This window comes from Rhizobium sp. RHZ02, assembly GCF_014851575.1.
Taxonomy (GTDB): domain Bacteria; phylum Pseudomonadota; class Alphaproteobacteria; order Rhizobiales; family Rhizobiaceae; genus Rhizobium; species Rhizobium altiplani.
This window is the reverse complement of record NZ_JACUZX010000001.1, coordinates 349,820-372,728: the sequence shown is the minus strand read 5'-3', so window position 1 is coordinate 372,728 and position 22,909 is coordinate 349,820. Positions and strand designations below refer to the sequence as shown.

Sequence of the window (22,909 nt, the reverse complement as noted above, 5' to 3'; positions counted from 1 at the left end):
CGCGGCAGTATTCACGACGATCGCGCTCTACCGCGCCTTTAGGCGAAGACACTGATGGAAGTGGCGCGCAACCTTCGTGCTTACGCGGCTTTACTCTCATGAGGGGCAGGAGTGCCTTTCGGCTTGCCATACAAGTCGATATTGGCATCGCCCCACTGCTTCAGGGCGAGGAGGATCGGCTCCATGCTGCGGCCAAGCGGAGACAGGCTGTATTCCACTTTCGGCGGCACCTGCGCATAGACCTTTCGTTCGATCAACCGATCCTCTTCGAGCTCGCGAAGCTGGTTCGTCAGCATGCGGGGAGTGACGTTCTGCAGCTGCCGCCGGATCTCGTTGAACCGAAGCGTGCCAGAAAGAAGGTGGAAGAGCACCACAGACTTCCATTTACCATCGATGAGGCCAATCGCAGCCTCGACCGAGCAACCCGGCGAGCAATCGAACCGGGAATGACGAACCTTGCCCATCTACAGTATCCTTCTTGATACTACGTGCATATTTTGTGCGTATTGCACTTTCGCGAATGTACGCCAGCTTATGCCTCATATCAAACAGCAAGAAGCAGGAGCTGAACATGAAGGCTGTGGCGTACAAGGCAGCAGGATCCATCGAGCGCAAGGATGCCCTGATCGACGTCGAACTTCCCCGTCCGACGGCGTCCGGCCGCGATATTCTCGTCGAAGTCAAGGCCGTGTCGGTGAATCCGGTCGACACCAAGATCCGCAGAAGCGTAAATCCTGCGCGCGATGAATGGAAAATTCTGGGTTGGGATGCCGTCGGCAAGGTTATCGAGACTGGCCCGGACGCGGGCGACTTCTCAGTCGGTGACGAAGTGTTCTACGCAGGCTCCCTGATCCGACCCGGCGCCAACAGCCAGTTCCACGTCGTCGACGAACGTATCGTCGGACTGAAGCCGAAGACGCTGTCCAATGCCGAGGCTGCAGCCCTGCCTCTCACGGCTATCACCGCCTGGGAAATGCTCTTCGACCGGCTCGACATCCGCAGGCTGGTGCCAGGCGCCGCCAACGCCATCGTCATTATCGGCGGAGCGGGCGGCGTGGGGTCTATCGCAATCCAGCTCGCACGCGCTCTGACTGATGTCACTGTCATCGCAACCGCATCTCGGCCGGAAACGCAGGAATGGGTGAAGTCGTTGGGTGCTCACCATGTGATCGATCATTCAAAACCGATCGCCGAACAGGTGGCCGCCCTCGGCATCGGTGCCCCGGCCTATGTCTTCTCGACGACAGAGACCAACCGTCATCTGAAGGAAATCATCGAGCTGATCGCTCCGCAGGGGCGCTTCGGCTTGATTGACGATCCTGAAACCCTGGACGTGACAGGTTTCAAGCGAAAGGCGGTCTCGATACACTGGGAGCTGATGTTCACGCGTTCGATCTATCAGACGGCAGACATGGCGGAGCAGGGGAAGCTGTTGAACGAGGTCTCCCGTCTCGTCGACGATGGCAAGATTCGCACGACCTTGACGGAGACACTATCGCCGATCAACGCAGCAAACCTGCAAAAGGCGCACGCCGGGATCGAGAGCGGTAAGACCAGGGGCAAGATCGTTCTTGAGGGCTTCTGAACCACCGTAGGGGATCTCCATGGTGGGATCCGCCACCCAGCCATGTCGAGCCAGATCTCGCCAGGGGCTGGGATGTTAGGTCTTACCAGACCTCATTTTCTACTGCAGGTGCATTGATCCACGCTTGTTCTTCTGGAGACCGAGAAGAGTTGGCGTCATAACCCTCCAGCAATTCATCGAGCGTATATTTGGGTTGACGCACCTTCATTATCTTAAGGGCACTCGATGCAGGTTCTGCGATAACCTGCCTTCCCTTTACCGAAACGATCATCTCTTGGCCCTCTGTTAGACCGAGCATGTTGCGAGCAGCGGCCGGCACAGTTAGGACCAACGAGCCGCCAGCCTTCTTTAGCTTGGAGGTTGTCGAAAAGTCTTTCCTCGCCGATTGACCTCTTGTTGTCGCCATTGGCTTCGCTTCATCAATTTAGAACATTTATACAACATTGGAATGAGTAGGTCGCAAGATGCGCAAGTCGGACGCGTGAATAGCGCTTCAGTGCCTCCATTTCCCACTCATGATACGGAAACAGCAGCAATAGTTCCGGCTTACTCAGTGAGGCGTTCGCCTTTCAAATCTGCTAAGACTCGAGGCGTTGCTGGGTCTGCTGGTCAAAGAAATGGACCTTTGACGTTGCGAAGGATAGTTTTACGCGCTGGTCAGGAACAAGCTCGACACGATCTCGGACCACCCATGTCAGCTCCTTTCCTTCCACATCGACGGCTATGTGAGTTTCCGAGCCAGTCGGTTCGACAACCTTTACGGTAGCTGCGACACCATCCTCGCCGCCCAACGAAATGTCTTCGGGACGAATTCCGAGTGTCACGGGCCTTCCGGCCGATGCACTGGGAGCGCGCGACAGGACTGCACGCGATCCGCCCGACAGGGTAAGTGCTGGGCTGGCTCCATGCTGCAGGGTTCCCTCCAGGAAATTCATCGCAGGCGAACCCAGGAAGCCAGCGACGAATACGTTCCGCGGTCGATCATATAACTCGAGCGGGCTGCCGATCTGCTCGACGCGCCCTCCTTGCAGAACAACGATCTTGTCGGCCATGGTCATGGCTTCGATCTGATCGTGCGTGACGTAGACGATCGTCGTTTTCAGCCGCTGGTGAAGCGCCTTGATCTCCGCGCGCATCTTGACACGGAGCTTGGCGTCGAGGTTCGAGAGAGGTTCGTCGAACAAAAACACCTTGGGATCGCGGACGATGGCGCGCCCCATGGCAACGCGCTGTCGTTGACCACCAGACAATTGCGCGGGCTTCCGCTCGAGCAGAGGCTGCAGTCCAAGGATGGCTGCCGCCTCGCTGACTTTTTTGTCGATCTCCGGCCGCTTCACACCTGCGAGCTCGAGGGCGAAGCCCATGTTCTGGGCAACCGTCATCTGCGGATAGAGCGCATAGTTCTGGAAGACCATCGCGATGTTGCGATCCTTTGGCTGCAGATCGTTGACGACCCTGCCGTCGATGCTGATCTGCCCAGACGAAATCTCCTCGAGGCCGGCGATCATGCGCAACAACGTCGACTTGCCGCAGCCGGAAGGACCGACGAGAATGACGAACTCGCCGTTGGCGATGTCGACGTCGACGCCGTGGATGATATCAACCGCCCCGTAGGACTTCTTGACGTTCTTGATGTTCAATCCGGACATTTCGGAACCCCTAAACTAGCGCTTTGCGCGAACGCGCAGCGCCTGATGCGGTTTGCGCGGGATGACGACACCGAAGGCAGCGTCCGGTTTTCCTCCGCGTGTCACCGCACCGTGGCGCACAGGATGCGTCACTGGAGCCTTGACCTTTTCGGCGGGAGTGATCGTCATTTCCCAGGTATCGATGAGGTCGACCTCGTAGCTGTCGCCGTCCATGGGCAGCCCGGACGACCAGATCACCGGCTGATGTTCGCCAAAGTAGATCAGACGGAAATCGCCGTCGCCATCACGCGCGCCAGACACGCGCGACCACGGCCACTGCGTGACCGGACCGATCGGGTCGAGACCATTCTTGACATCGGCGTCGAGAAGGTCGCGAAGGAAACCGATCCGCTTCCAGGCTTCGCCATGAAGCTCGCCGCCCTTCGCCCACCAGATCAAGTCCTCCGGATGGGAATAGGTCTCGCCGTGGCCCGTGTAGCCGCCGCGTGTCGCCGTGATCCAGTAGCGGTGAACGAGTTCCCGAGCAGTGAGGTTGCCCCAGGACTCCAGAATGTCGCCTTCATATTCGGGCTCGTCGTTCACCACGGGCTTGCCATAAGTGTCACGCCATTCCTGGGTACGCTTGACGTCCGGGTTCTGGATGCAGGTGTGGGTAACCCATGGCTTGCGATGATCGTAGTTCGAGTTGACGTCGCCATTGTGGATCGAGCGCAGGTGCTGGTAGGGATCGTTTTCCTCCAGAATGTGGAAGTAGCGATCCCACTGCGCCATCGGCTTGGTGTCGATCAGGAAGTCGTACTCGTTGGCAAGCGACCACCATACATTCCTGTAGGCCGACAGGCGCGCGGCAAGATAGGCGACGTAGCGGTAGTCCTGTTCGGCGGACATGTCCGCATAGCCCCAGCGGTCATACGGGTGGAACATGATGATGTCGGCTTCAATGCCCAGCGCGCACAAGGCTGCGACCTGCTTGTCGAAATGCTGGAAGAGGACAGGATTTGGACGGTCGAAGTTTTCCTTGCCATCGGCGCCATTCTCGAAGGAGGCATAAAGGGGCTCGTTGACGTTATAGGGATAGTCCTTCGGGAAGACGCCCATGCGGATCTTGTTGAACTTTGTCTTCTTCAACGTATCGAGGGTCTGCTGCTGCATCTCAAGCGGCTGGTGCGTCCAGGCATAGCAGGTCGTGCCAAACGAGAAGAAGGGCGTCCCGTCCGCGTAAGCGAAGTGGAACTTGTTGCGCACCCGGACAGGGCCATGGTTGCCCGACGAAGGTGCTGTGGCGACCAGGGCTCCAGTCTTTCCATCAAGCACCGCGGTCTGCGAGCGGGTGCGGAACGACCATTCGCCCTCGATATCAGGCATGAAGCGAACGCGATAGGTCCCATTGCCGTCGTAAAAGCCTGGAACCCTGACCTCCCGGCTCTTGTGCGTGAAGATGGCATCGAATGCCACGTCGAGATAGGGGTTGCCGTCGGAGGGACCTTGGAAAGAGGCCTCGAACACGCCCCATTTTTCGACTGTTGCATTGGACATTGAATTCTCTCCTCGTAGAATAAGCTTTCAGCCCTTGACCGCACCTGATGTGAGGCCGGACACGAAGTAGCGCTGGAACATCAGGTATACGATCGTCGCCGGCAGGACGGTCATGACGATGGCTGCGTTGAGTTGCCCGTAATTGCTCGAGAACTGCCCCTGGAAGGACATGAGGCCGAGTGGCAGCGTCCACATCTTCTGGTCTTGCAGAAGGACCAGTGCCATGGCGAATTCGTTCCAGGTGGAGACGAAATCAAGGATGAGCAGCGCCGCGAGTACCGGCAGACAGACCGGAAGGAATATCCGCCTGAAGATCGTGAAGTGCGTGGCGCCGTCGATGAGGGCGGCTTCCGACAACTCCTTCGGGATCCCCTTGAAGAAGCCGTGCAGGATGAAGACCTGATAGGGAACGCCGAAGGCGATATAGGGAAGGATGACGCCCGGATATGTGTCGATCAGCCCGAACGAATTCACCAGGGTGAAGAGAGGGGCGAGCATGACCTGGAACGGGATCATTGTGCCGAAGACCACAAGCAGCAATAGAGCCTTGCTGAACCTAAGCTTGATCTTGGCCAGCGCATAGGCCGCCATCGCCGACAGCATCAGGCCAAGCGGTACCTTGATGACGGTAATGATGACGCTGTTGAAGAACGAGTTGGCGAAGTTTCCCCGGCTCCAGGCGCCACTGTAGTTGTCGAAGGCAAGCTCGGTCGGCGGCACGAACGCGCCGGTACTTGTCACGGCGGCAGGCGTCTTCAGCGATGTGAAGACGATGAAGACGAACGGAGCGACCCAGATCAGCGCCACGATCACCAGTGCGATCCACAGGCCAATCAGAATGGGGTCACGCTTCATCGACGACGGATGCGCTTTGAGGTGCACAACGGCGGGATCGGTCGGAATTGCTGTCACGATTCAACCTCCTCGTGCTTCTGTGTCCATCGAAGGTAGGGAATGACGACCGTCATTGTGATCAGCAACAGAACGACCGAGATGGCTGCGCCGCGACCAAAATCAAAAATCTGCATGGCCTGCGTGAACGCCCATAACGCCAGCATCTGCGTGGATTGGGCCGGGCCGCCGCCGGTCAAACCATAAACAATATCAAAGGCCTTGAGCGACGAGATAATGGAAAGCACGAGCACGATGGTGATGGTCGGACGCAGGGCCGGCAGCGTCACGTGCTTGAACACGGCAAAGCGCCCGGCGCCATCGATGCGTGCGGCTTCGACAAGCGTCAGCGAAACGTTCTGCAGACCGGCGAGGAACAGGACCATCGAAAAGCCGACCGTCTGCCAGATATAGGCGACGAAGACGGAGTAGAGGGCGATGTCCTTGTTACCCAGCCAGTCCTTGATCCAAGCCTGCATGCCCCAGGACGTCAGCACCTGGCTGAACAGACCGAAGAACGGGTCATACATCCACTTCCACATGGTCGCCACAGCGATTGGGGCGATGATGACGGGAAGATAGAAGATGGCTCTGAGGCTGTTGCGTCCGAAGATCTTCTGATTGAGGCTAAGTGCAAGAAGTAGCCCGACCATTGGTGGAAAGACCAGACTCATCAAGGTCCAGATCACCGTGTTGCGGAAGGCAACCCAGAAGACAGGATCGCGCGTAAAGATTGCCGTGTAGTTGGCAAGTCCGACGAACTGGCGGTTCGCATCTAAACCGTTCCATTTCTGAAAGCTCAGAAGCACGACGTTCAGCATCGGATAGAGCGCGAATACCGCGTAGATCGCCAGGGCCGGAACGAGCAGAATGAGCGCTTGGGTTCGCGGATCGTGTGTCGTTTGACGTAGTGACATGTTCTCCTCCTGGCAGCGAAGCGACCCCGCCAGCTCATTGAACGGTGCACCAGCCGATCGACGGTCAGTCAGATCGGCTGGCGCTCTGGGAGGAACTAGGTCCGGCTGGCGATGAAGCTCTGGAGCTGCTTGGCAGCGTCTGCCGGCTCAACATTGCCGGAGGCGACTTCGTTGATGATGCGGAAATACTCCGTCGTAACATCAAGCGGGAAAGCCTGGTCACCGTTCATGTAGACGTTGCTGTACTTCTTGAAGATGTCGAGCCACTCGGCCTCAAGAGGCTTCTGGTTCGTGTACTTGACGTTCTTGTTGACCGAGATCGAGCTGATCTGGCCAACCAGATCCTGCTGAACCTTGTCGGACAGGAAGTAGTCGAGGAACTTGGCCGCCATGTCAGGGCTTTTGCTCTTCGTGCTGACATAGTTGTACTCGGCAAACCCATAGAGACGATCGGTGTTCGTCGGGAAGGGGAAGATGCCGTAGTCATCGAGGTTTGCGCCGCTGCCGTCGAGCTGGCCGACAAGCCAGTCACCTTCGAGCATCATCGCCGCACGCCCGGCCGTGAAGAGGCTATAGGACTGCTTGTTGTCGATGCCCATGAACGGCTGCAGTGTGTAGTCCTTCGTCCACTTGGCGAATTCGGCGAATGCGTCGGTTGCGCACTGCTCCTTCGTCCAATCGACCTTCATCGCCTTCAGAGCATCGTGCTTGTCGGCGCCGCACTTAGTTTCGAGGATAACGTCCATCAGGCGCATGACGTGCCAGTTGACGGTTCCGCCGAACGTGAAGGCAGGAATGCCCGCAGCCTTCAGCTTCTCTGCAGCGGCAAGGAGATCCTCATAGGTCTTCGGCTCTTCCTTGATGCCGGCCTGCTCGAAGAGCTTCTTGTTGTAATAGACGGCCTCGCCCTTGAAAGTGAACGGAACGCCATGCTTGCCGCCGGGGTAGAGATCGGCGAAAGCCGCGGCGGAGGGGAGCAGTTCGTCGTTCCACTTGTATTCCGTGTAGTACTTGTCGAGAGGCAACGAGAGACCGGCCTTCACGTATTCGCCGCCAAGGCCAAGCCCTGCCCAACTGAAATAGATGTCCGGGCCCTTGTCGGATCCCGCAGCCACACGCAATGCGGTCTTATGCTCGTCGACTGCGCGTTGGACGATTTCTACATGAGTTCCGGGGTTGGCGGCCTCGAAATCGCTGGCGATTTTCTTGAGGGCAACATTTGCGGCGTTGTTATCGAAGTTAAGCGTCCAGAGGGTGATGTCTTCGGCCAGTGCGGGCGTCGCCGACAGCGCGGCAACAGCCATTGCAACGATGCTCGCAGATTTCAATTTTGCAGTCAGGGTCAGCATTACCGTCCTCCTCTTGTAAGCTGAGGACCTTCTTACAGATAGTGATCGACATGTCAACTGGTATGATGAGCTAACCATCGTGCCGGGTTAGAAAGGCTGAAATTGCTTCGATCACGATGACCGCAGAGGCGGCTCCAGGATCGATATGCCCCAACACCCTGTCGCCCAGTCGGGAGGAACGCCCTTTTGCGGCAACCATGTCACGGGTTGCTTCGCAGCCATCGCGTGCCGCGCGAACCGCCGCGTCAAGGCATGCCGAGATGTTCGCCCCCGTCCGCCTCGCTTCCATCGCGGCGTCCGCCGCCGGCCTCCAGGCGTCGATCATGGTCTTCTCACCGGTCTCGGCCTTGCCCCTGTCCTGAATTCCCTGTGCCATCGCCCTGAAAGCATCCAGGAAGTCGTCGTCCGATAGCGTATGCTTGTCTTTAACGGCAGTTCCTGCACGCATGAATGCGGTCGCATACAATGGACCAGAGGATGCTCCGACTGCATTCAAGAATGCTTTGGCCGCGGTGTTGAAAAGAAAGGTCGGGGCGGCTTCGACCTCGTCGAGCTGGAGAACAGCCTTGGATGCCGCTTGCCAGCCGGCATCCATGGCGAGACCATGATCTCCATCGCCGATCACACCGTCCAGTTCGCACAGCCGGTCGCGATTCTTCGCGACTTCCTCCGCGGTCAGCGAAAACATTTGCTGCAGTTCTCTGGTCGCTATCGCCATCTGCTCACTTTCGAAACATTGCGCAGTCGCAGGGATGATCGATCAATTCCTGCAGCTCGTCGTCGAGGTGCATCACCGTGATCGATGCCCCGGCCATTTCGAGCGATGTGCAGTAGTTTCCAACAAGTGACGTGTGGATCAGCAGGCCGGCGTCTTCAAGACGGGCCTTCACGCGTCGCATCATGATGTAGAGCTCCATCATCGGCGTCGAACCGAGTGAGTTGACCAGCACCGCCACACGATCACCAGCCTCCGCGGCTCCCATCTCCCCAAGAATGCCGTCCAGCAACTGGTCGGTGACCTCGTCGGCCGATCTCAGTGGACCGCGAGCCACACCGGGTTCTCCGTGGATACCCATGCCGATCTCCATCTCGTCTTCGCCGATGAGGAAATTGGGCTTCAGCGTCTGCGGAAGCGAGCAAGGCGAGAGAGCAACCCCCATCGTATAGGTTCGGGAGTTCGCGTGACGAGCGACACGTTCGACATCCTCAAGGGAATACATGAGATCGCACGCCGCACCCGCCGCCTTGAATATGAAGACGTTACCCGCCACGCCACGCCGCTTGTCGCCCTGTTCGGGAGGAGCGGAAGCGACGTCATCCGTCGTCAAGACAGTTCGCACCTCGATGTCATCGAGACCGAGCAGTTCGGCCGCCATGTCGAAATTCATGACGTCGCCAGCGTAGTTCCCGTACATGAAAAGCACGCCGGCGCCACCATCTGCGGCCTTGGCACATGCGACGATCGGGTCGGGCGGTGGCGATGCGAAGACGTTCCCAATCGCCGCAGCGTCGGCAAGTCCCTTGCCCACATATCCGAGAAAGGTCGGCTCGTGTCCGGAACCACCCCCGATGACAAGACCGACCTTTCCATTTCGCGGGCCGTTCTTGGCGACGATTGCGCGAGGCATGTCTTCAACCGCGTACAGGTGCTCGGGATGCGCCGCCAGGACGCCCTCCAGCATTTCGTCGACGGCATCCGCACCGGAATTTATTAGTTTCTTGGTCTTCACGCCAACCTCCCCGATCGAGCTCCGGTACGATAGATGCAGCCGCCGCGCTCGAGGTCAATCGGACAGCGAAAGGATAGCGGTGCCGAACGGCGGCAGCCCGAGCTTCAGGCCGCCACATTCCACCGCCTGTTCGTTGCTTGTCACGTTGACGGCGTGGAGCTGCGAGCCCGCCGGGCCAATGCTGGCGAACGCAAGAACCCTGGAAGGCGAGCTCGAGATGCATTCTTGCCATTCTGTTCCCGCCAACGCTGCGAGCGCGCGAACGGCGCCGTACAATGGACGCGGATCGCCTTTTCTGCCTGGTTCATCCGCACCTGCGATCAATCCGAACGGTCCCGTCAGCGCAGAGAGCGTGAGGCACTCCAGATCCGCACCCAGAACGCTTGTCGCATAGGCTAGGGCAAAGGCAGCGGCAAACTGTCCATTGTGCCGAGGATCACGGTTGGCCATCGGGATACGCCCGCCCGACGGATTATCCATTGTACGGCTGCCGTAGGGATTCTGCCGCATCGGGATTGTCGAAGGACCGATCCGGTAGGGCTTGTCGCCGTAGATCGCACGCACCGAGCGGGTAATGAAGGGCAGGGCCTCCAACGTCTGCATCACGCTGAGATCGTCGGCCGCATGCACGATCGGATTCGTGCAATGGCTGATAAACGCAAGCTGCCCCTCCGGCACACGCTTGCGGTTGAGTTCGGTGAAGTAGCTGAGCATGCCGCCGCCGATCCGGATGCCCGCAAATGCGGCATGGGCAGCAGCGTAGACGTCTTCCAGCGGCGGACAGTCGGGCCATTTGCTTCCAGGCGGCGTCGACTGCCGATCGACGGAGGGCGAGATCATGATCGCGTCCGGCCTGAAGCCGGCCGAGCGCATGTCTCGTGCAATGGTCGCCGTTTCATCCGCCGGGGCTTGCCTGCACGGAAGCGCTATCTCCAACGTCGAGCGACCGGGATGCGTCGCGGCGATGTCAGCGAACCGCTTCAGCGCTTCCACCCCATGACCAGCACCTGGATCGAAATGGAAGAGCAGCTCCTGTGGGGCTATCTCCGCGAGGAAAGGTTGCGCGGACAGACAAGCCTCGGCCTCCTCGGGCGTGATGATCAGGCCGATCGCCGGCATCGCGCCGGTCCGTCCGCCAAGGCGGAGTTTGACCACTTCTGCCGAGGCGCCGGCCGTTGGGTGCCCCTCTGGGCGGCTGTCCTTGATGATCAGCGATATCTTCTGCCGGACGGGCTGACCAGCGGGTATTTGATAGGGCCAGGGAAGGGCAAGCGGTCTGACGTAGGTCTTGTAGGACGCATCCGACCAGTTTCTCTGGTCCTCCATCTCGAAGGTGTCGCCCTCCATCCGGCATTCGGCGCTGACGCCGGGCATCGCCACGTAGGTAATGGCGCGCATGTCCTTGAACGGCTGCCAAGGTTCGATGAAGTCAGGAAACCGCGTCACCTCCGTCGCGCCGTCGACGTGTTCTACCGTGGCGGGTGCGCCGCCCAAGCCTACGATCGGATGAAGAATGCAGAAGCCGCAGCGGTTGGTCTCGAAGCCGGTTTCCGACGCAGCTTCGGCTTCGAAGTCGAGGCGGTCGCTCTGTCCAACGATGCGGACGTCAACGACGAGACCGGTGTCCCCCGGCCCTTGGCATCGAGCGCGATAGGTTACTTCGAACGCACCTCCGTCGTGCTCGATCGCCAGATCTTCGATTTCCGGGCTGTAGGTACCCCAGTCGCGGTCACGAACAAGGTAGGAGACTGCCCGCAGCACCTCTGTTCCATCGTAACGGATCGTTCGAAGGTTACCGCCGACGAGGTCGACTTCGAGCTTTTTGGCACTGAGCCGGACCGGTGTCGTCTCGGCGTCACGGGTGCCGTAAAGAAGGAAGGGGTCGCCGGTCATCGCAGCATTGCTCCGACATCTACGGTCTGACCGCTGGCTGCGCTTTCATACGCTCCTTCGACAAGGGCAAAGGTCTTCAGATTGTCTGCCCCTGACGTCGAATGCTCCGCGCCCTGCTTCAGTTTGTCGACCCAGTGCTGCTGGATCGCGTAGACGCTTTCCTGGATGTTGTGCCAGGGGCGCGAGGCCCACGACAGTAGTATCGGAGATACGTCATCGGTCGCAGTCCCGTTGGCGTTTGTGACCTCGAGCTGGTAGCCTTGCGTCAGACGGATTGTTCCCTCGGAACCATCGATTTCGATCAATGTTTCGGGGAAGGGCTCCCTGGAAAGTTTCGTAGCGTAGCTGACGTCGACAATCGATGTCGCGCCGCTTTCGTGATCGAGGAGGATCGTCGCTACATCCTCGCCCTTGATGTTCGGGTTGACGCGTTTGGTCCTTGCGCTGACGGTGGCGACGTCGCCAAGGATGTAGCGAGCGATGTCCAGCGTATGGATCCCGAGGTCCTCGATGATGAACCGCTCTCCCTCAGCCAGATAGGGCTGGCCCGAAAAGACATCGTAGCCGGAACGGAAGGAGAAGCGGCCCCAGAATGGCGTTCCGATCGATCCCTCGTCCAGAACCTTGCGGACAGCCTGGATCGGCCTCTGCCAGCGAAAGTTCTCGTGGACCATCAGCGGAATACCTGCGGCGCGGCAGGCTGCAACCATTGCCTTGGCATCGGCGAGCGTCTTGGCGAACGGCTTCTGGCAGATCGCAGGCACCTTGTGCTGCGCCGCCATTTCAACAAGGATCCGATGGCTTTGAACCGTCGTGGCGATGTCGACGAAATCAAAGCCGCCGTCCGAGAACAAGGCGTTCGCGTCACTGTAGCGCCGCTCAATGCCAAACTGATCGCCGACGATCTTCAGCCTTTCAGGATCGCGATCGCAGATCGCAACGATCCTGGCGCCGTCGACATCGTTCCAGGCGTGCATCTGGTTGATCGCGAAGAATCCGCAACCGATCAATGCGCCGTTCAATTCAGACATTTCAACCTGCCTTTGCCATTTGCATCAGAGTAACGCGCTGTTGCAGGCGGCGCTGCGCCTGGTCGACGACAACAGCGATGATGATCACCAGTCCCTTGATGACCATCTGCCAGAAGGACGAAACGCCCATCATCACCAGCCCGTCTGACAGGATTCCGATGACGAAGGCGCCGATGATGGTCCCGCCGATAGTTCCGCGACCACCCGACATCGAGGTGCCACCAAGGACGGCTGCCGCGATCGCGTTAAGCTCGAAGCTCTCGCCCGTCGCCGGATGGGAGGCCATCAGCTCTGACGAGATGATGACGCCGACAATTGCCGCGCAGAGCCCGGAAAACATGTAGACGAAGATCTTCACGATATCGACGCGGATGCCCGACATGCGGGCTGCGCGTTCATTGCCCCCGACGGCGAAGATGTGGCGCCCGATCGGGGTGGAACGCGCGACGTAGGCAGCCAGCAACGCCAACGCAATCAGGATCCAGATCGATACCGGCAGTCCGAGGATGCGCCCTGCACCGAAGAAGTCGAAGCCGGTCGTTGAATATTCAGGGCGACCAACGAGGTTTGGAAAGGTCTGCCCGTCCGAGGAGAGCAGGGCGAGGCCCCGGGCAATGTAGAGCGTGCCGAGCGTCGCGATAAAGGGAGCGACATTCAGCTTGGTAATCAGCAGACCGTTGATGAGGCCAATCAGTAACCCGATCGATAGCGTGATCAGCACAATCTCGAAAAGGTTGAAGTAGATCGTATAGCCGATTGGAAGCTCGATGCCGTAGAGGATCAATCCGCCGGCCACCATGCCGCAAAGCCCGACGATCGATCCCACGGACAGGTCGATGCCGCCGGTGATGATCACGAAGGTCATCCCCATGGCAAGGAAGGCATTCAACGCCACATGCTTCGACATCAGGATCATGTTCGCCGTTGACGTGAAGTTCGGGGCGAAGATCGCAAAGAAGATGATAACCGCGAAAAGTGCGATGAAGGTTCTGAGCTTCATCAGAGTGAGAAGAACAGAGCCGTTCGCGCTGGCCTGTGCGGAAGTGGATGATGTGGCCGCCGTCATGACGCGCGTTTCCCTTGATGTCCGTGTCCCTTGGCCGAAGCCGCGATGATCGCGTCCTCCGTCGCCTCGGCCCTGTTAAAAACCTCGACCAGTTGGCCGTTGCTCAGAACTGCTATGCGATCAGAAAGCGCCATGACCTCTTCGAGGTCTGAGGTCGAGAACAGAATGGCTAGTCCTTCGGCCGCCAGCCGGCGCATGGTGCGGAAGACGTCAGCCTTGGCGCCGACGTCGATACCCCGGCTCGGCTCGTCCATGAGCAGGACCTTCGGATTGGTCATCAAGGCCTTTCCGATCACCACCTTCTGCTGGTTGCCACCCGACATCGACGTCACCTCGAAGTCCGGATTGGGCGCCTTGATCGATAGTTCCCGTATGGCGTCGCGAATGGCATCCTTCTCTGCCGTCGCATTGATGTGGAAAAACCGCGCGAAGCGGTTAAGGCTCGCAAGCGACAGGTTGCCGGCGATCGACAGGACCTGGACCAGGCCTTCCCGCTGCCGGTCTTCAGGGATCAGCGCCAGCCCCTTGCGGATTCGGCGGGTGACGTCGCGCGCGTGGATCTCTTCGCCATCAATGAAGATCTTCCCTGTCGAGTGCATGTGGCGTCCGAGCACGCACTCGAAGAACTCGCTGCGTCCAGCGCCCATCAGGCCATAGATTCCAAGGATCTCTCCTGATTTGACTGAAAGCGAGACATGATCGACAGCAAGGCCTCCCGTCGGTCGGGGGAGGCTGATGTCCTCCGCACGGAACATCTCCTTGCCGACCGCATGATCCACGGATTTTGCGAAGTCCTTGGCGTCGGAGCCGATCATGGAGCGCACGATCCAGCGCGTGTCGATGTCACGGACCACAGCCTGGCCGGTGATCTGGCCGTCACGCAGTACCGTGATGTAGTCTCCGATGCGCATCAGTTCTTCCAGCCGATGCGAGATGTAGACGATGGCGACGCCTTGAGCCTTGAGTTCCGCGATCACCTTGAAGAGGATTTCGACTTCCGCGGCCGAAAGCGCCGACGTCGGTTCGTCCATGATGAGGATGCGCGCATTGAGCGACATCGCTTTGGCGATTTCAACGAGTTGCTGCTGGCCGATGGGAAGGTCCTCGACCATCGTTTCCGCGTTGATTCCGGCGTCCAATCGTTTCAGAAGTGCGCTTGCCTTCTCGACCTGCGCCTTGTGGTCGATGCCGCGAAGGCCGCGGGTCATCTCGCGGGTCGCGAAGATGTTTTCTGCGACAGACATGTTGGCGAAGAGATTGAGCTCCTGGAAGATCATCCCGATGCCGTGCGCCTGAGCGTCGGCCGGGCTGTCGAAGGAGACCTGTTCGCCGTCAAGGATAATCTTGCCGAGCGTCGGACGCTCGACACCAGCGATGATCTTCATCAGCGTCGACTTGCCGGCGCCGTTTTCGCCGACCAGGACGTTCACCGCGCCACGACGAAGCTCGAGACTGGCGCGCTTGACTGCAACGATGCCCGAATAGACCTTCGACACGTCCTCGAGACGCAGGATGATATCGTCCCTGGATATCTCGCTCACGCTCATGATCCCACCGTCAGTTCCGAAGGTGTGACAAGCGGAGGCTGCCCTTCGCCAGGCAAGGGATATGCTCCAATCACGGTCACGGTCTTGCCGACCAGCCCGTCGCGCGGCACAGCGGCAAGGAAGGCCGCGTTGGCCTTCTCGTTGAATGCCTTGCCGAACTGGGCCCATTCGATCTGGTTTTTGAATTCGTTGAAATTGACGAAGTCCAGCGTGTCGCGCAAGGCGGTGCCGCGAAGTGCCGGGCCGATCTGGACCTTCGCGTCAGCCTTGCCGTCGCCGTTGGTATCGACATCAAGTGTTGCCGCGCGTGAGGCGGTATCAGCGGTGATCACCTTTCCGGTGAACTTGACCGCATAGGTCCAAGGTGAACTGCTTTGCTTGCGCGGATTGCCATATTTCTCACCGGCCTGATCCGGGCTGGAGGTCGCAAGCTGCGCGACGTCCTTCAGCTCTCCCGCCTTCTTTTCGAAGTAGGGAACGACCTGCGGCTGCCAGATCGCGTCGACCCTTGCTTTCGGATCAAAGGCGTCCTTGGCAGCGGCCGCGGCCTTTTCCTCCGCAGTCGGTGTCTTGATGATCTTGCAGCCAGGCAGCGCCGCAACAATCACCGCAGCGAGCAAAGCGCCCTTCATTCTCCACATGCGACAGGCCCCGATAACAGCAACAACGCGCAGAGGGCGCCATCGACGCCCTCTGCATTGGATTAAGCAACGATCAGTTCGTGAGGGCAAAAGTCTCAAGCTTGCCAGAGTTGTCGGAATTGATGAGAACGCAGTCCATCAACTGCTTCTCTTCCTTTGGCATCGTCTTGTTCTTGATGTAGGCGTCTGCCTGCTCGACCGCGAGCTGTGCCTGAGCGTAGGCAGGCTGCAGCACGGTGGCCTTGATGCCGCCAGCCCGGATCGAGTCACGGACATCGTTCGAGCCATCGAACCCGACGACAATCACGTCCTTGCGGCCGGCTGCCTGCAGGGCTGCGATTGCGCCCATGGCCATCGTGTCGTTGCCTGAGATCACGCCCTTGATGTCAGGGTTGGCTTGCAGGATGGTTTCCATCTTCGAATAGGCTTCTGTCTGGCTCCAGTTCGCCGACTGCTTGGCAACCAACTTCAGATCCGGATAGTCGTCGATGACGTCGTGATAGCCCTGGGAGCGGATACCGGCGTTCGTATCGGACTCCTTGCCGACCAGCTCGACATAGTTGCCCTTCTCACCCATCAGCTTGACGAATTCCTGAGCGCCAAGCTGGGCACCCTGGTAGTTGTTGGAGACGATCTGGGCGACAGCCACGCCAGTGGCATTGATTTCGCGGTCGATCAGGAAGGAGGGGATGCCTGCATCCTTGGCCTTCTTGACGGCAGCGACCGATGCATCCGCACCCGCGTTGTCGAGGATGATTGCCTTGGCGCCACGACCGATCGCCGTGTCAATCATTTCGGACTGCTTGTTGGCATCATCGTCATGGGTCATGACGAGAGCTTCGTAGCCAAGCTCCTTGGCCTTGGCTTCAGCCCCCACGGCTTCCGCCTTGAAGAAGGGGTTGTCATGGGCGGGCGTGATGATGGCGATCAAGTCCGCGGAGAAGGCCGGAATGGCCGTTCCGAGCGCCAGCGCACCAGCAAAGGCGGCAAGTGTCAGTCTGCGTGTCAGTCTCATAGTTGTCCTCCCGAGTATGAATGGACCCCAACTCCCATGGGGCGGTTAGAGGGGAGGCTGCTGCCTCCCCAATTTGCGTCAGGTGATGCGCCGGATGCTTTCGGCGATCTCCTTTGGTTCGAAGACTTTTTTCCAATCGTCGCGCATCAGGGCAGGGATTCCGAATTCGATGGCCTTGTTGCAGGCATCCGAAAACACGCCCTGGACCTCACCGAAGATCACCGCGCCGAGAACGTTCATGTGTCCAAGTAGGAAGTCGCGGGCAGCTTCTTCAGGAACGCCGCGCGCAACGCATTCGTCCATGGCCTGCTTCATGACGACGAGGAGCGAGGCGCAGACGGTCTCGGAAAGGCCCGGCTCCAGCATCGCCAACTGGTCGACGGTGACCCGGTGCGACCGCATGACCGGAGCCCAGATGACCTTGGCGATTTCTTCTCCAAGGCCATAGGCACTTTCCGGTCCCTGCATCAGGGCCGATACAATGTGCTGCTTCGCAAAGAGGCCACCAAAGTGGTCCTTCTTGGCCTGCATCTCGGTCTCATCATTGAAGATCGGCGGATGGCAGGGATGGGTGACGAAGTAGGTAAGGTCGTCCCGCTTCGGCAGATGGCCCGCGAAGGGAGCTGCCGCGTCGAGGGCTACGACCATGGTCCCCGGCTTCAGCTTGTCGACGATGCCCGAAGCCACCTTGCCAATCGCCGTATCGGGGACAGCCAGGATGACGACCTCTGCCCCTTCGAGACCAGCATCGGGAGCGACGCAATCGACGCCGAGATCGTCTTTCAACCGCGCCTTGCCGGCGTCGCTAACCTCGATATGGCGGACGTCGAAGCGCGAACCTTTCAAGTTCTTTGCAAGACGGTAGCCCATTTTGCCACCGGCGCCGAAGAGGGCAATTGTGGTCATGTTTCCTCACCTTTTCTGTGATCTGGATAGGAGCATAATCTGGTATGATGAGTCAATCACCATATCAGCGTAACATTAGTTGTGGGGCGCTTTCTGGGAGTCGAGCCGATCGATGGCCTCGACATTTCCCGCCGAGGCGCCCTTGGGGTCGAACTCGGCCGCAAGCCAGACATCGACGATCGACTTGGCGAGTTCGGGTCCGATGACGCGCGCACCCATGGTGATGATCTGGGCGTTGTTCGACTTGGCCGCGCGTTCAGCCGAGTAGGTGTCATGAGTAAGGGCGGCACGGATCCCCGGGACCTTGTTTGCGGAGATGCAAACCCCAATGCCGGTACCGCAGATCAGGATACCGCGGTGATGCTCACCGTCGACGATCGTCTGTGCGAGCTTCTGCGAGAGGTCAGCGTAGAAGCCGGACTGGCTCAGGTCGTGAACTTCCAGATCGGCCTTGCCGGCAAGGTGAGCGGCGATAACGTCGAGCAGCGGCTTGCCGGCGCTATCGGCGCCAATTGCGATCTTCATGGCAGTTTCCTTTCACTAGCGTTTAGGCAAATGGATCAGCGTTCGATCGCCGCGGCGACGCGGCGCAGAATGTCGAGATAACCGTCAACGGACCAAGCCGACCGGCCTATGAACAGGCCATCGATATGCGCCTGTGCGATCAGTTCCTCGCAGTTTTGCGGATTGACGCTGCCGCCGTAGAGGACAGGCACCTGGCGGCCCAGAACCCCCATGGCAACATCGGCGATTTTGCCATGGCGCTCAGATGCGTAGTCTGCCGTGGCCGGAATGCCATTGACGCCGATCGCCCAGACGGGCTCGTAGGCAAGCAGGACTTGCGCGTCAGCCATGTCGGCTACAGGTGCCAGGGCCGCCTCAACCTGCTTTCGCAAGACCGCGTCGGCCAGCCCGGATTGGCGCTGGTGCAATGTCTCGCCGATGCAAATCAGGGGCGTCAGGCCATGGCGAACGGCGGCAGCCACCTTGAAGCCGACGGTTTCGTCGGTTTCTCCGAAGTATTCCCGGCGTTCCGAGTGGCCAAGCTCCACCAGGTCTAGTTCGCAGTCCTTGAGCATCGGCGCGGAAACCTCGCCAGTCCATGCACCCGCATCCTCCCAGTGCATGTTCTGCGCGCCAACTTTGACGGAGGTGCCCGAAAGAGCTCGCTTGACTTCGCGCACCGCTGTGAAGGCTGGGATGACGAACCGCTGTATCAGGGGATCGCTGTCGCGATCGGCCTCCGCCAGGCGGCTGGCGAAAGCGAGTGCTTCCGCCAGGGTCTTGTTCATCTTGAAGCTTGTACCGACCCAAAAAGCCATTTCAGCTCGTCCTTCCGTCGCGGATCTGCGCGAAATAGCCGTCCGTTCCGATCTGCCCGCCCTTGAGCGCGATCTGGAGCCCGTCCGTTGGCGGGTAGCTTCCGTGCGCCAGGCAAAGCGGTGAACCGGGTGTCTGAGGAAGCGGGAGGAGGGTGGTCAGAGCCTCTACCTTCAGCTGTCTTAGGGCGTGGCTTGACGTATCGCCGCCGGCGATGACCGCGCGAGAAAGTCCTTCGCGCTCGACCATCTGGCGCAGTATCGTCCCTAGCGCTCGCCCAAGGGTGTGGCGGGCACCGGATATCCTGTCGATATCGCCGCCGACATCGGCCGCAGGGCCGAGGGCTGTATGGAGAATGACGCTCCGTCCCTCCTTGAGCCTCTCGACGCCATTTTGGACGGCCGCGTCGATCGCGCGTTCGCCGTCCTCCGATACGAGTGCCAGAGGATCGAGCGCAATGTCTGCGAAGCCGTCTTCCTTCGCCTGTCTGATCTGACGCTCAGTCGTGGGCGACACGCTTCCGGAAACAACCGCGAGGCGGTCGACCGGCCCAACTTCGGGAAAGTCCCAGGTTCCGGCAATGGCGCCGCTTTGTCGCCAGGCATTGAGAAGCGCGTACTCTATTCCGGACGACCCAGCGAGGAAGCTCCCGAACTGACCTGCCAGGCGAACGAGCTGGCGACCCGCGGCAGCTTGCGTCGCCTCCGAATCCACGTCGATGAGAAGAATTCCGCCTGCCTCCGCGGCCAATCGATCGACGCGCAGGTCGGCATCGGCCGACGCGATCGTTGCAAGGTCCGCCAAGGCAACAGGCAGTCGGGTCTGCTTGGACAGATGAACAGCCAGATCGGCCTCTCCCATAGGGGTGACCGGATGGCGGCTCATGACCGGGTGACGATCTATCCGATAGACGCTGCCCTGGTAGGCGGCAAAAAGATTGCCGAACGCCGTGTACCGCTTCAGTTGCGGTGCACCGACAACGACCGGCACGACGGTCTGCCCGAAAGTTTCGCGTCCAATGTCGATGGCTTTTCCGATGCTCCCTGTCTCGGGACTGGAGTCGAACGTCGAGCAGACCTTGTAATGACAGAAATTCGCCCGAAGCGACTTCAGCCATTCGAAGACCGGGGTGAGGTGCGACTGCATCCATTCCGGCGTCTGGCTGCGGCTCGTCCCGGCAAGACCGATCGCCTTGCAGTCCTTGAAGCGAGCAATCATTTCGGGCGAGGGGATGTCGAGAAAGAGTGCCGTTGCAACACCGTGCGAGGCCAACGCCTCCATGACGTCGGTTGAACCGGTGAAGTCATCGCCATAATAGCTCACGAGAAGGTCTTCCATCGCGGTCAGGCGCCCTTTCCGTCGCTGAACTTGGCGATCGAGGCAGCCAATTCAGGATGGTCCTGTGCGTAGGTCTCGAGCGGGATGCCGGCCACAGCCGCCTGCCAGGCCTGCTGCACAGCGCGGACGCCGGAGGCCGGGCCACCTGGATGGCTGACGATGCCACCGCCGCAGAGATAGAGGAGATCTGTGGTGCGGCCCGTTCGTTGATACGTCTCGGGCGCCTGGCCACCCCACTGGCCGGAACCGGCAACCGGCAGCGGGCAGTCGGATGCATCAAAGAGGGGCGTACTGACAGCCTTGAACGACGAAACGAAACTCTCGTCCGGCTCCCAATATTTGACCCTGATGCCGTTGATCTGGAACTGGTCGACGCCGAGCAGGCGCCAAAATTGCTGGTAGACCCGGAAGTCCATGCCGGCGCCGGGATGCCGCGTGAGCACGTCCCAACCGTTGCGGTGGGCATGCAGCACGAGATTTGACCGCTTTCGCAGGAAGCTCATGCCGCCGAAGCCGATCGAATTGATGTTGACGACGGCGCAGTTGCCGCCGGCCTTGGCGACGATGTCGTGATTGCGCATCATTTCGTCGGGGTCGGCGTGCGAGATGCCGAAGGCATACATCACCTTCTTGCCGGTCCTTTGCTCGTGATCAAGAATCCGCGGCATGATGGCAGCGACGCGTTCCTTGAGCGGCGAGTAGGCCGGGCTCATCAGCTTCTCGTCGTCCTTGATGAAATCGACACCAGATTCGATGAGTTCGCCGACGAGTTCTGCGGTTTCGTGCGGACGAAGTCCGAGCGCCGGCTTGACGATCGTTCCAATGATCGGGCGCCCTTCGACACCGGTCAGGCGGCGGCTGCCGGGAATGCCGAATTGCGGTCCGGGATGTGCTGCTCTGAAGGCTTCAGGCAGCTTCATGTCCACGATACGGATGCCGGTCATGCCCTTGATCGAATAGACGCCGCCGATCGCGATGGTCATCAGGGCTGACAGATCGGTTCCGATCGCATCGAGGGGAAAGGCGATGTCGACGTCGGCGCGACCAAGGCGCGTGCCGGGGGAAGCCTCGGGCCAGGTCGGCTGGGTGCTGTCATCAAGAGGGCGGATCGCCAGCACGCGCGCGGCGACACGCGACTTCAGTTCCTCGGTCTCTCCCGGGACCGGAACGAAGGTTCCCGTCGACTGATCGCTTGCGATCTTGTCCGCCATGGCCTCGATGCTGCCAGGGGTCTCGATGCGGTAAGTCAGCGTGATCATCATGAAGTGCCAGTTGCTCCTCTCGCCAGATCAATTTGTCATGGCGTCAACTTATGATCTGGTATAATGAGTATTCCATATGATGGGAAGCGAAATTTTACAAACGGAAATTGGGGCGCTTTGCGCAAAGCGCGGAAAGTAGTAGGAGGAGGTGATACTTGAGTCAGCGAGAGCTTATGAGCCAACCCATCGAACAGATCGTACGTCGGAAGCTGTCCGACGAGGTCTTTGATCGACTAGAGCGGATGATCACGTCTGGCGAGTTGCAGCCGGGTGACGAGATGCCTTCCGAGCGTGTTCTAATGGAGCGCTTTGGGGTTGGCCGACCGGCCATCCGTGAGGCCATGCAGTCGCTTGCCAACAAGGGGCTGGTCAACATTTCGCACGGAGAACGCGCGAGGGTTCTGAAGCTTACGGCCAGGTCCATATTTCAGCAGGTCGACCTGACGGCGAAGATCATGCTCTCGCAGTCGTCGGACTCGCTTGAGCATCTCAAGAGCGCGCGGATATTCTTCGAGCGCGGCATGGCACGCGAAGCCGCCCAGCGGGCCTCGGCGACAGACATCAGCGATCTTAGGGAGATCATAGAGCGCCAGCGCGACTGCCTTGGTCATGCCGAGGAGTTCATAAATGCTGACATGGGCTTCCACACCCGCATCGCGCAGATTTCCGGCAATCCGATCTATGTCGCTGTCAGCGAAGCGATGCTTGCTTGGCTGAAGGAATACCACACGGAAATGCTGATCTGGACGGGCAAGGAGAAGTTCACCTTGGCTGAACACGAGGAAATCGTGAATCGCCTGGAGGCCAATGATATCGACGGGTCGGAAACCGCGATCCTCAAGCACCTCGAACGCTCGAGTGCACTCTACGCAAAGTGAGGTTTTGCAGAGCCGCTATACGCGCAGACCTCTCCGGCGACCTCACATTGCCGACCAATCGCCTTGTGCCGATAGTCGATCGCGGTCCCACCTTTGAGCGCAAAGACCTTCTCCGCCGCGATAAGGGGCAAAAGCCTTACGGGTAGTGCGACTTGCGCGGTGTCCCGAGAGGTAGGTAGAGTGACGGTAGCCGTGCTCGCCGAGAGTCCGCGCGCCACATGCAATCCTCAAGCTCTCGGCTGACACCGAACTTGACCGTAAATCAAAACTGTCATTTTCGTTTTACGGCCATGATGATGCCTCGAGCACGAGGCGCGATGGACGAGCACTCGCTTAGCCCTGCTCTTTCCCGGCC

At 59.5% G+C, this 22,909-nt stretch carries 22 protein-coding genes; 2 read left to right on the top strand and 20 right to left on the bottom strand.

Features of this window, described 5'->3' with window-relative positions; translation table 11 throughout:
- Window positions 1–80: 80 nt before the first annotated feature.
- Window positions 81–464, bottom strand: coding sequence for a winged helix-turn-helix transcriptional regulator (locus tag IB244_RS01745; protein WP_169682499.1), 384 nt, complete (start codon window positions 462–464; stop codon window positions 81–83).
- Between the two features lie 107 nt (window positions 465–571).
- Here IB244_RS01745 and IB244_RS01740 point away from each other — a divergent pair, with 107 nt between their 5' ends.
- Window positions 572–1,585 carry a zinc-binding alcohol dehydrogenase family protein gene (locus tag IB244_RS01740; protein ID WP_192302993.1) on the top strand — a complete coding sequence of 338 codons (1,014 nt, stop codon included), beginning with the start codon at window positions 572–574 and terminating at the stop codon, window positions 1,583–1,585.
- 82 nt (window positions 1,586–1,667) lie between these two features.
- On the opposite strand, the gene IB244_RS01735 is transcribed toward IB244_RS01740, so the two are convergent.
- The 19 genes from IB244_RS01735 to oiaX form a co-directional block, all read right to left on the bottom strand.
- Window positions 1,668–1,991 carry an AbrB/MazE/SpoVT family DNA-binding domain-containing protein gene (locus IB244_RS01735; RefSeq protein WP_192302991.1) on the bottom strand — a complete coding sequence of 108 codons (324 nt, stop codon included), beginning with the start codon at window positions 1,989–1,991 and terminating at the stop codon, window positions 1,668–1,670.
- Window positions 1,992–2,163: 172 nt separating this feature from the next.
- Window positions 2,164–3,234, bottom strand: a complete 1,071-nt coding sequence (locus tag IB244_RS01730; protein WP_192302989.1) for an ABC transporter ATP-binding protein — start codon at window positions 3,232–3,234, stop codon at window positions 2,164–2,166.
- Window positions 3,235–3,249: 15 nt separating this feature from the next.
- Window positions 3,250–4,770 carry a DUF5060 domain-containing protein gene (locus tag IB244_RS01725; RefSeq protein WP_192302987.1) on the bottom strand — a complete coding sequence of 507 codons (1,521 nt, stop codon included), beginning with the start codon at window positions 4,768–4,770 and terminating at the stop codon, window positions 3,250–3,252.
- A gap of 27 nt (window positions 4,771–4,797) precedes the next feature.
- The gene (locus IB244_RS01720) at window positions 4,798–5,682 is read right to left on the bottom strand and encodes a carbohydrate ABC transporter permease (RefSeq protein WP_169682509.1); all 885 of its coding nucleotides are present in this window, start codon (window positions 5,680–5,682) and stop codon (window positions 4,798–4,800) included.
- Complete coding sequence (locus IB244_RS01715; protein WP_169682511.1) at window positions 5,679–6,578, bottom strand: carbohydrate ABC transporter permease; 900 nt, start codon at window positions 6,576–6,578, stop codon at window positions 5,679–5,681. The genes IB244_RS01720 and IB244_RS01715 overlap by 4 nt, the downstream gene beginning before the upstream one ends.
- A 95-nt stretch (window positions 6,579–6,673) precedes the next feature.
- The gene (locus tag IB244_RS01710) at window positions 6,674–7,927 is read right to left on the bottom strand and encodes an extracellular solute-binding protein (protein ID WP_169682514.1); all 1,254 of its coding nucleotides are present in this window, start codon (window positions 7,925–7,927) and stop codon (window positions 6,674–6,676) included.
- A 70-nt stretch (window positions 7,928–7,997) separates the two neighbouring features.
- Window positions 7,998–8,645 carry a dihydroxyacetone kinase subunit DhaL gene (gene dhaL / locus IB244_RS01705; protein WP_169682516.1) on the bottom strand — a complete coding sequence of 216 codons (648 nt, stop codon included), beginning with the start codon at window positions 8,643–8,645 and terminating at the stop codon, window positions 7,998–8,000.
- A 4-nt stretch (window positions 8,646–8,649) separates the two neighbouring features.
- Window positions 8,650–9,657, bottom strand: coding sequence for a dihydroxyacetone kinase subunit DhaK (locus IB244_RS01700; protein WP_169682518.1), 1,008 nt, complete (start codon window positions 9,655–9,657; stop codon window positions 8,650–8,652).
- Window positions 9,658–9,711: 54 nt separating this feature from the next.
- The gene (locus IB244_RS01695; protein WP_192302984.1) at window positions 9,712–11,550 is read right to left on the bottom strand and encodes a hypothetical protein; all 1,839 of its coding nucleotides are present in this window, start codon (window positions 11,548–11,550) and stop codon (window positions 9,712–9,714) included.
- Window positions 11,547–12,581, bottom strand: coding sequence for a Gfo/Idh/MocA family protein (locus IB244_RS01690; protein WP_192302982.1), 1,035 nt, complete (start codon window positions 12,579–12,581; stop codon window positions 11,547–11,549). Before IB244_RS01690 ends, IB244_RS01695 begins: the two co-directional genes overlap by 4 nt.
- Window position 12,582: 1 nt before the next feature.
- Window positions 12,583–13,647 (bottom strand): ABC transporter permease, encoded by a 1,065-nt coding sequence (locus IB244_RS01685; RefSeq protein ID WP_062370025.1) that lies wholly within the window; start codon window positions 13,645–13,647, stop codon window positions 12,583–12,585.
- Complete coding sequence (locus IB244_RS01680) at window positions 13,644–15,194, bottom strand: sugar ABC transporter ATP-binding protein (protein WP_192302980.1); 1,551 nt, start codon at window positions 15,192–15,194, stop codon at window positions 13,644–13,646. Before IB244_RS01680 ends, IB244_RS01685 begins: the two co-directional genes overlap by 4 nt.
- On the bottom strand, window positions 15,191–15,835 hold the full coding sequence (locus IB244_RS01675) for a DUF2291 family protein (protein ID WP_192302978.1): 645 nt from the start codon (window positions 15,833–15,835) through the stop codon (window positions 15,191–15,193). The genes IB244_RS01680 and IB244_RS01675 overlap by 4 nt, the downstream gene beginning before the upstream one ends.
- A gap of 73 nt (window positions 15,836–15,908) precedes the next feature.
- Entirely contained in the window at window positions 15,909–16,850 is a 942-nt protein-coding gene (locus IB244_RS01670; protein ID WP_192302976.1) for a D-ribose ABC transporter substrate-binding protein, read from the bottom strand.
- A 78-nt stretch (window positions 16,851–16,928) separates the two neighbouring features.
- The gene (locus IB244_RS01665) at window positions 16,929–17,756 is read right to left on the bottom strand and encodes a phosphogluconate dehydrogenase C-terminal domain-containing protein (RefSeq protein WP_112665658.1); all 828 of its coding nucleotides are present in this window, start codon (window positions 17,754–17,756) and stop codon (window positions 16,929–16,931) included.
- Between the two features lie 75 nt (window positions 17,757–17,831).
- On the bottom strand, window positions 17,832–18,281 hold the full coding sequence (locus IB244_RS01660) for an RpiB/LacA/LacB family sugar-phosphate isomerase (protein ID WP_192302974.1): 450 nt from the start codon (window positions 18,279–18,281) through the stop codon (window positions 17,832–17,834).
- A gap of 35 nt (window positions 18,282–18,316) precedes the next feature.
- Window positions 18,317–19,078 carry a triose-phosphate isomerase gene (locus IB244_RS01655; RefSeq protein ID WP_112645406.1) on the bottom strand — a complete coding sequence of 254 codons (762 nt, stop codon included), beginning with the start codon at window positions 19,076–19,078 and terminating at the stop codon, window positions 18,317–18,319.
- A 1-nt stretch (window position 19,079) separates the two neighbouring features.
- A complete protein-coding gene (locus IB244_RS01650; protein WP_192302972.1) occupies window positions 19,080–20,414 on the bottom strand; it encodes a four-carbon acid sugar kinase family protein in 1,335 nt (444 codons plus the stop codon).
- Between the two features lie 5 nt (window positions 20,415–20,419).
- Entirely contained in the window at window positions 20,420–21,676 is a 1,257-nt protein-coding gene (oiaX, locus tag IB244_RS01645) for a 3-oxo-isoapionate-4-phosphate decarboxylase OiaX (protein WP_192302970.1), read from the bottom strand.
- 173 nt (window positions 21,677–21,849) lie between these two features.
- On the opposite strand from oiaX, the gene IB244_RS01640 reads away from it, so the two are divergent.
- Complete coding sequence (locus tag IB244_RS01640; protein WP_018859272.1) at window positions 21,850–22,554, top strand: transcriptional regulator NanR; 705 nt, start codon at window positions 21,850–21,852, stop codon at window positions 22,552–22,554.
- Window positions 22,555–22,909 lie beyond the last annotated feature (355 nt).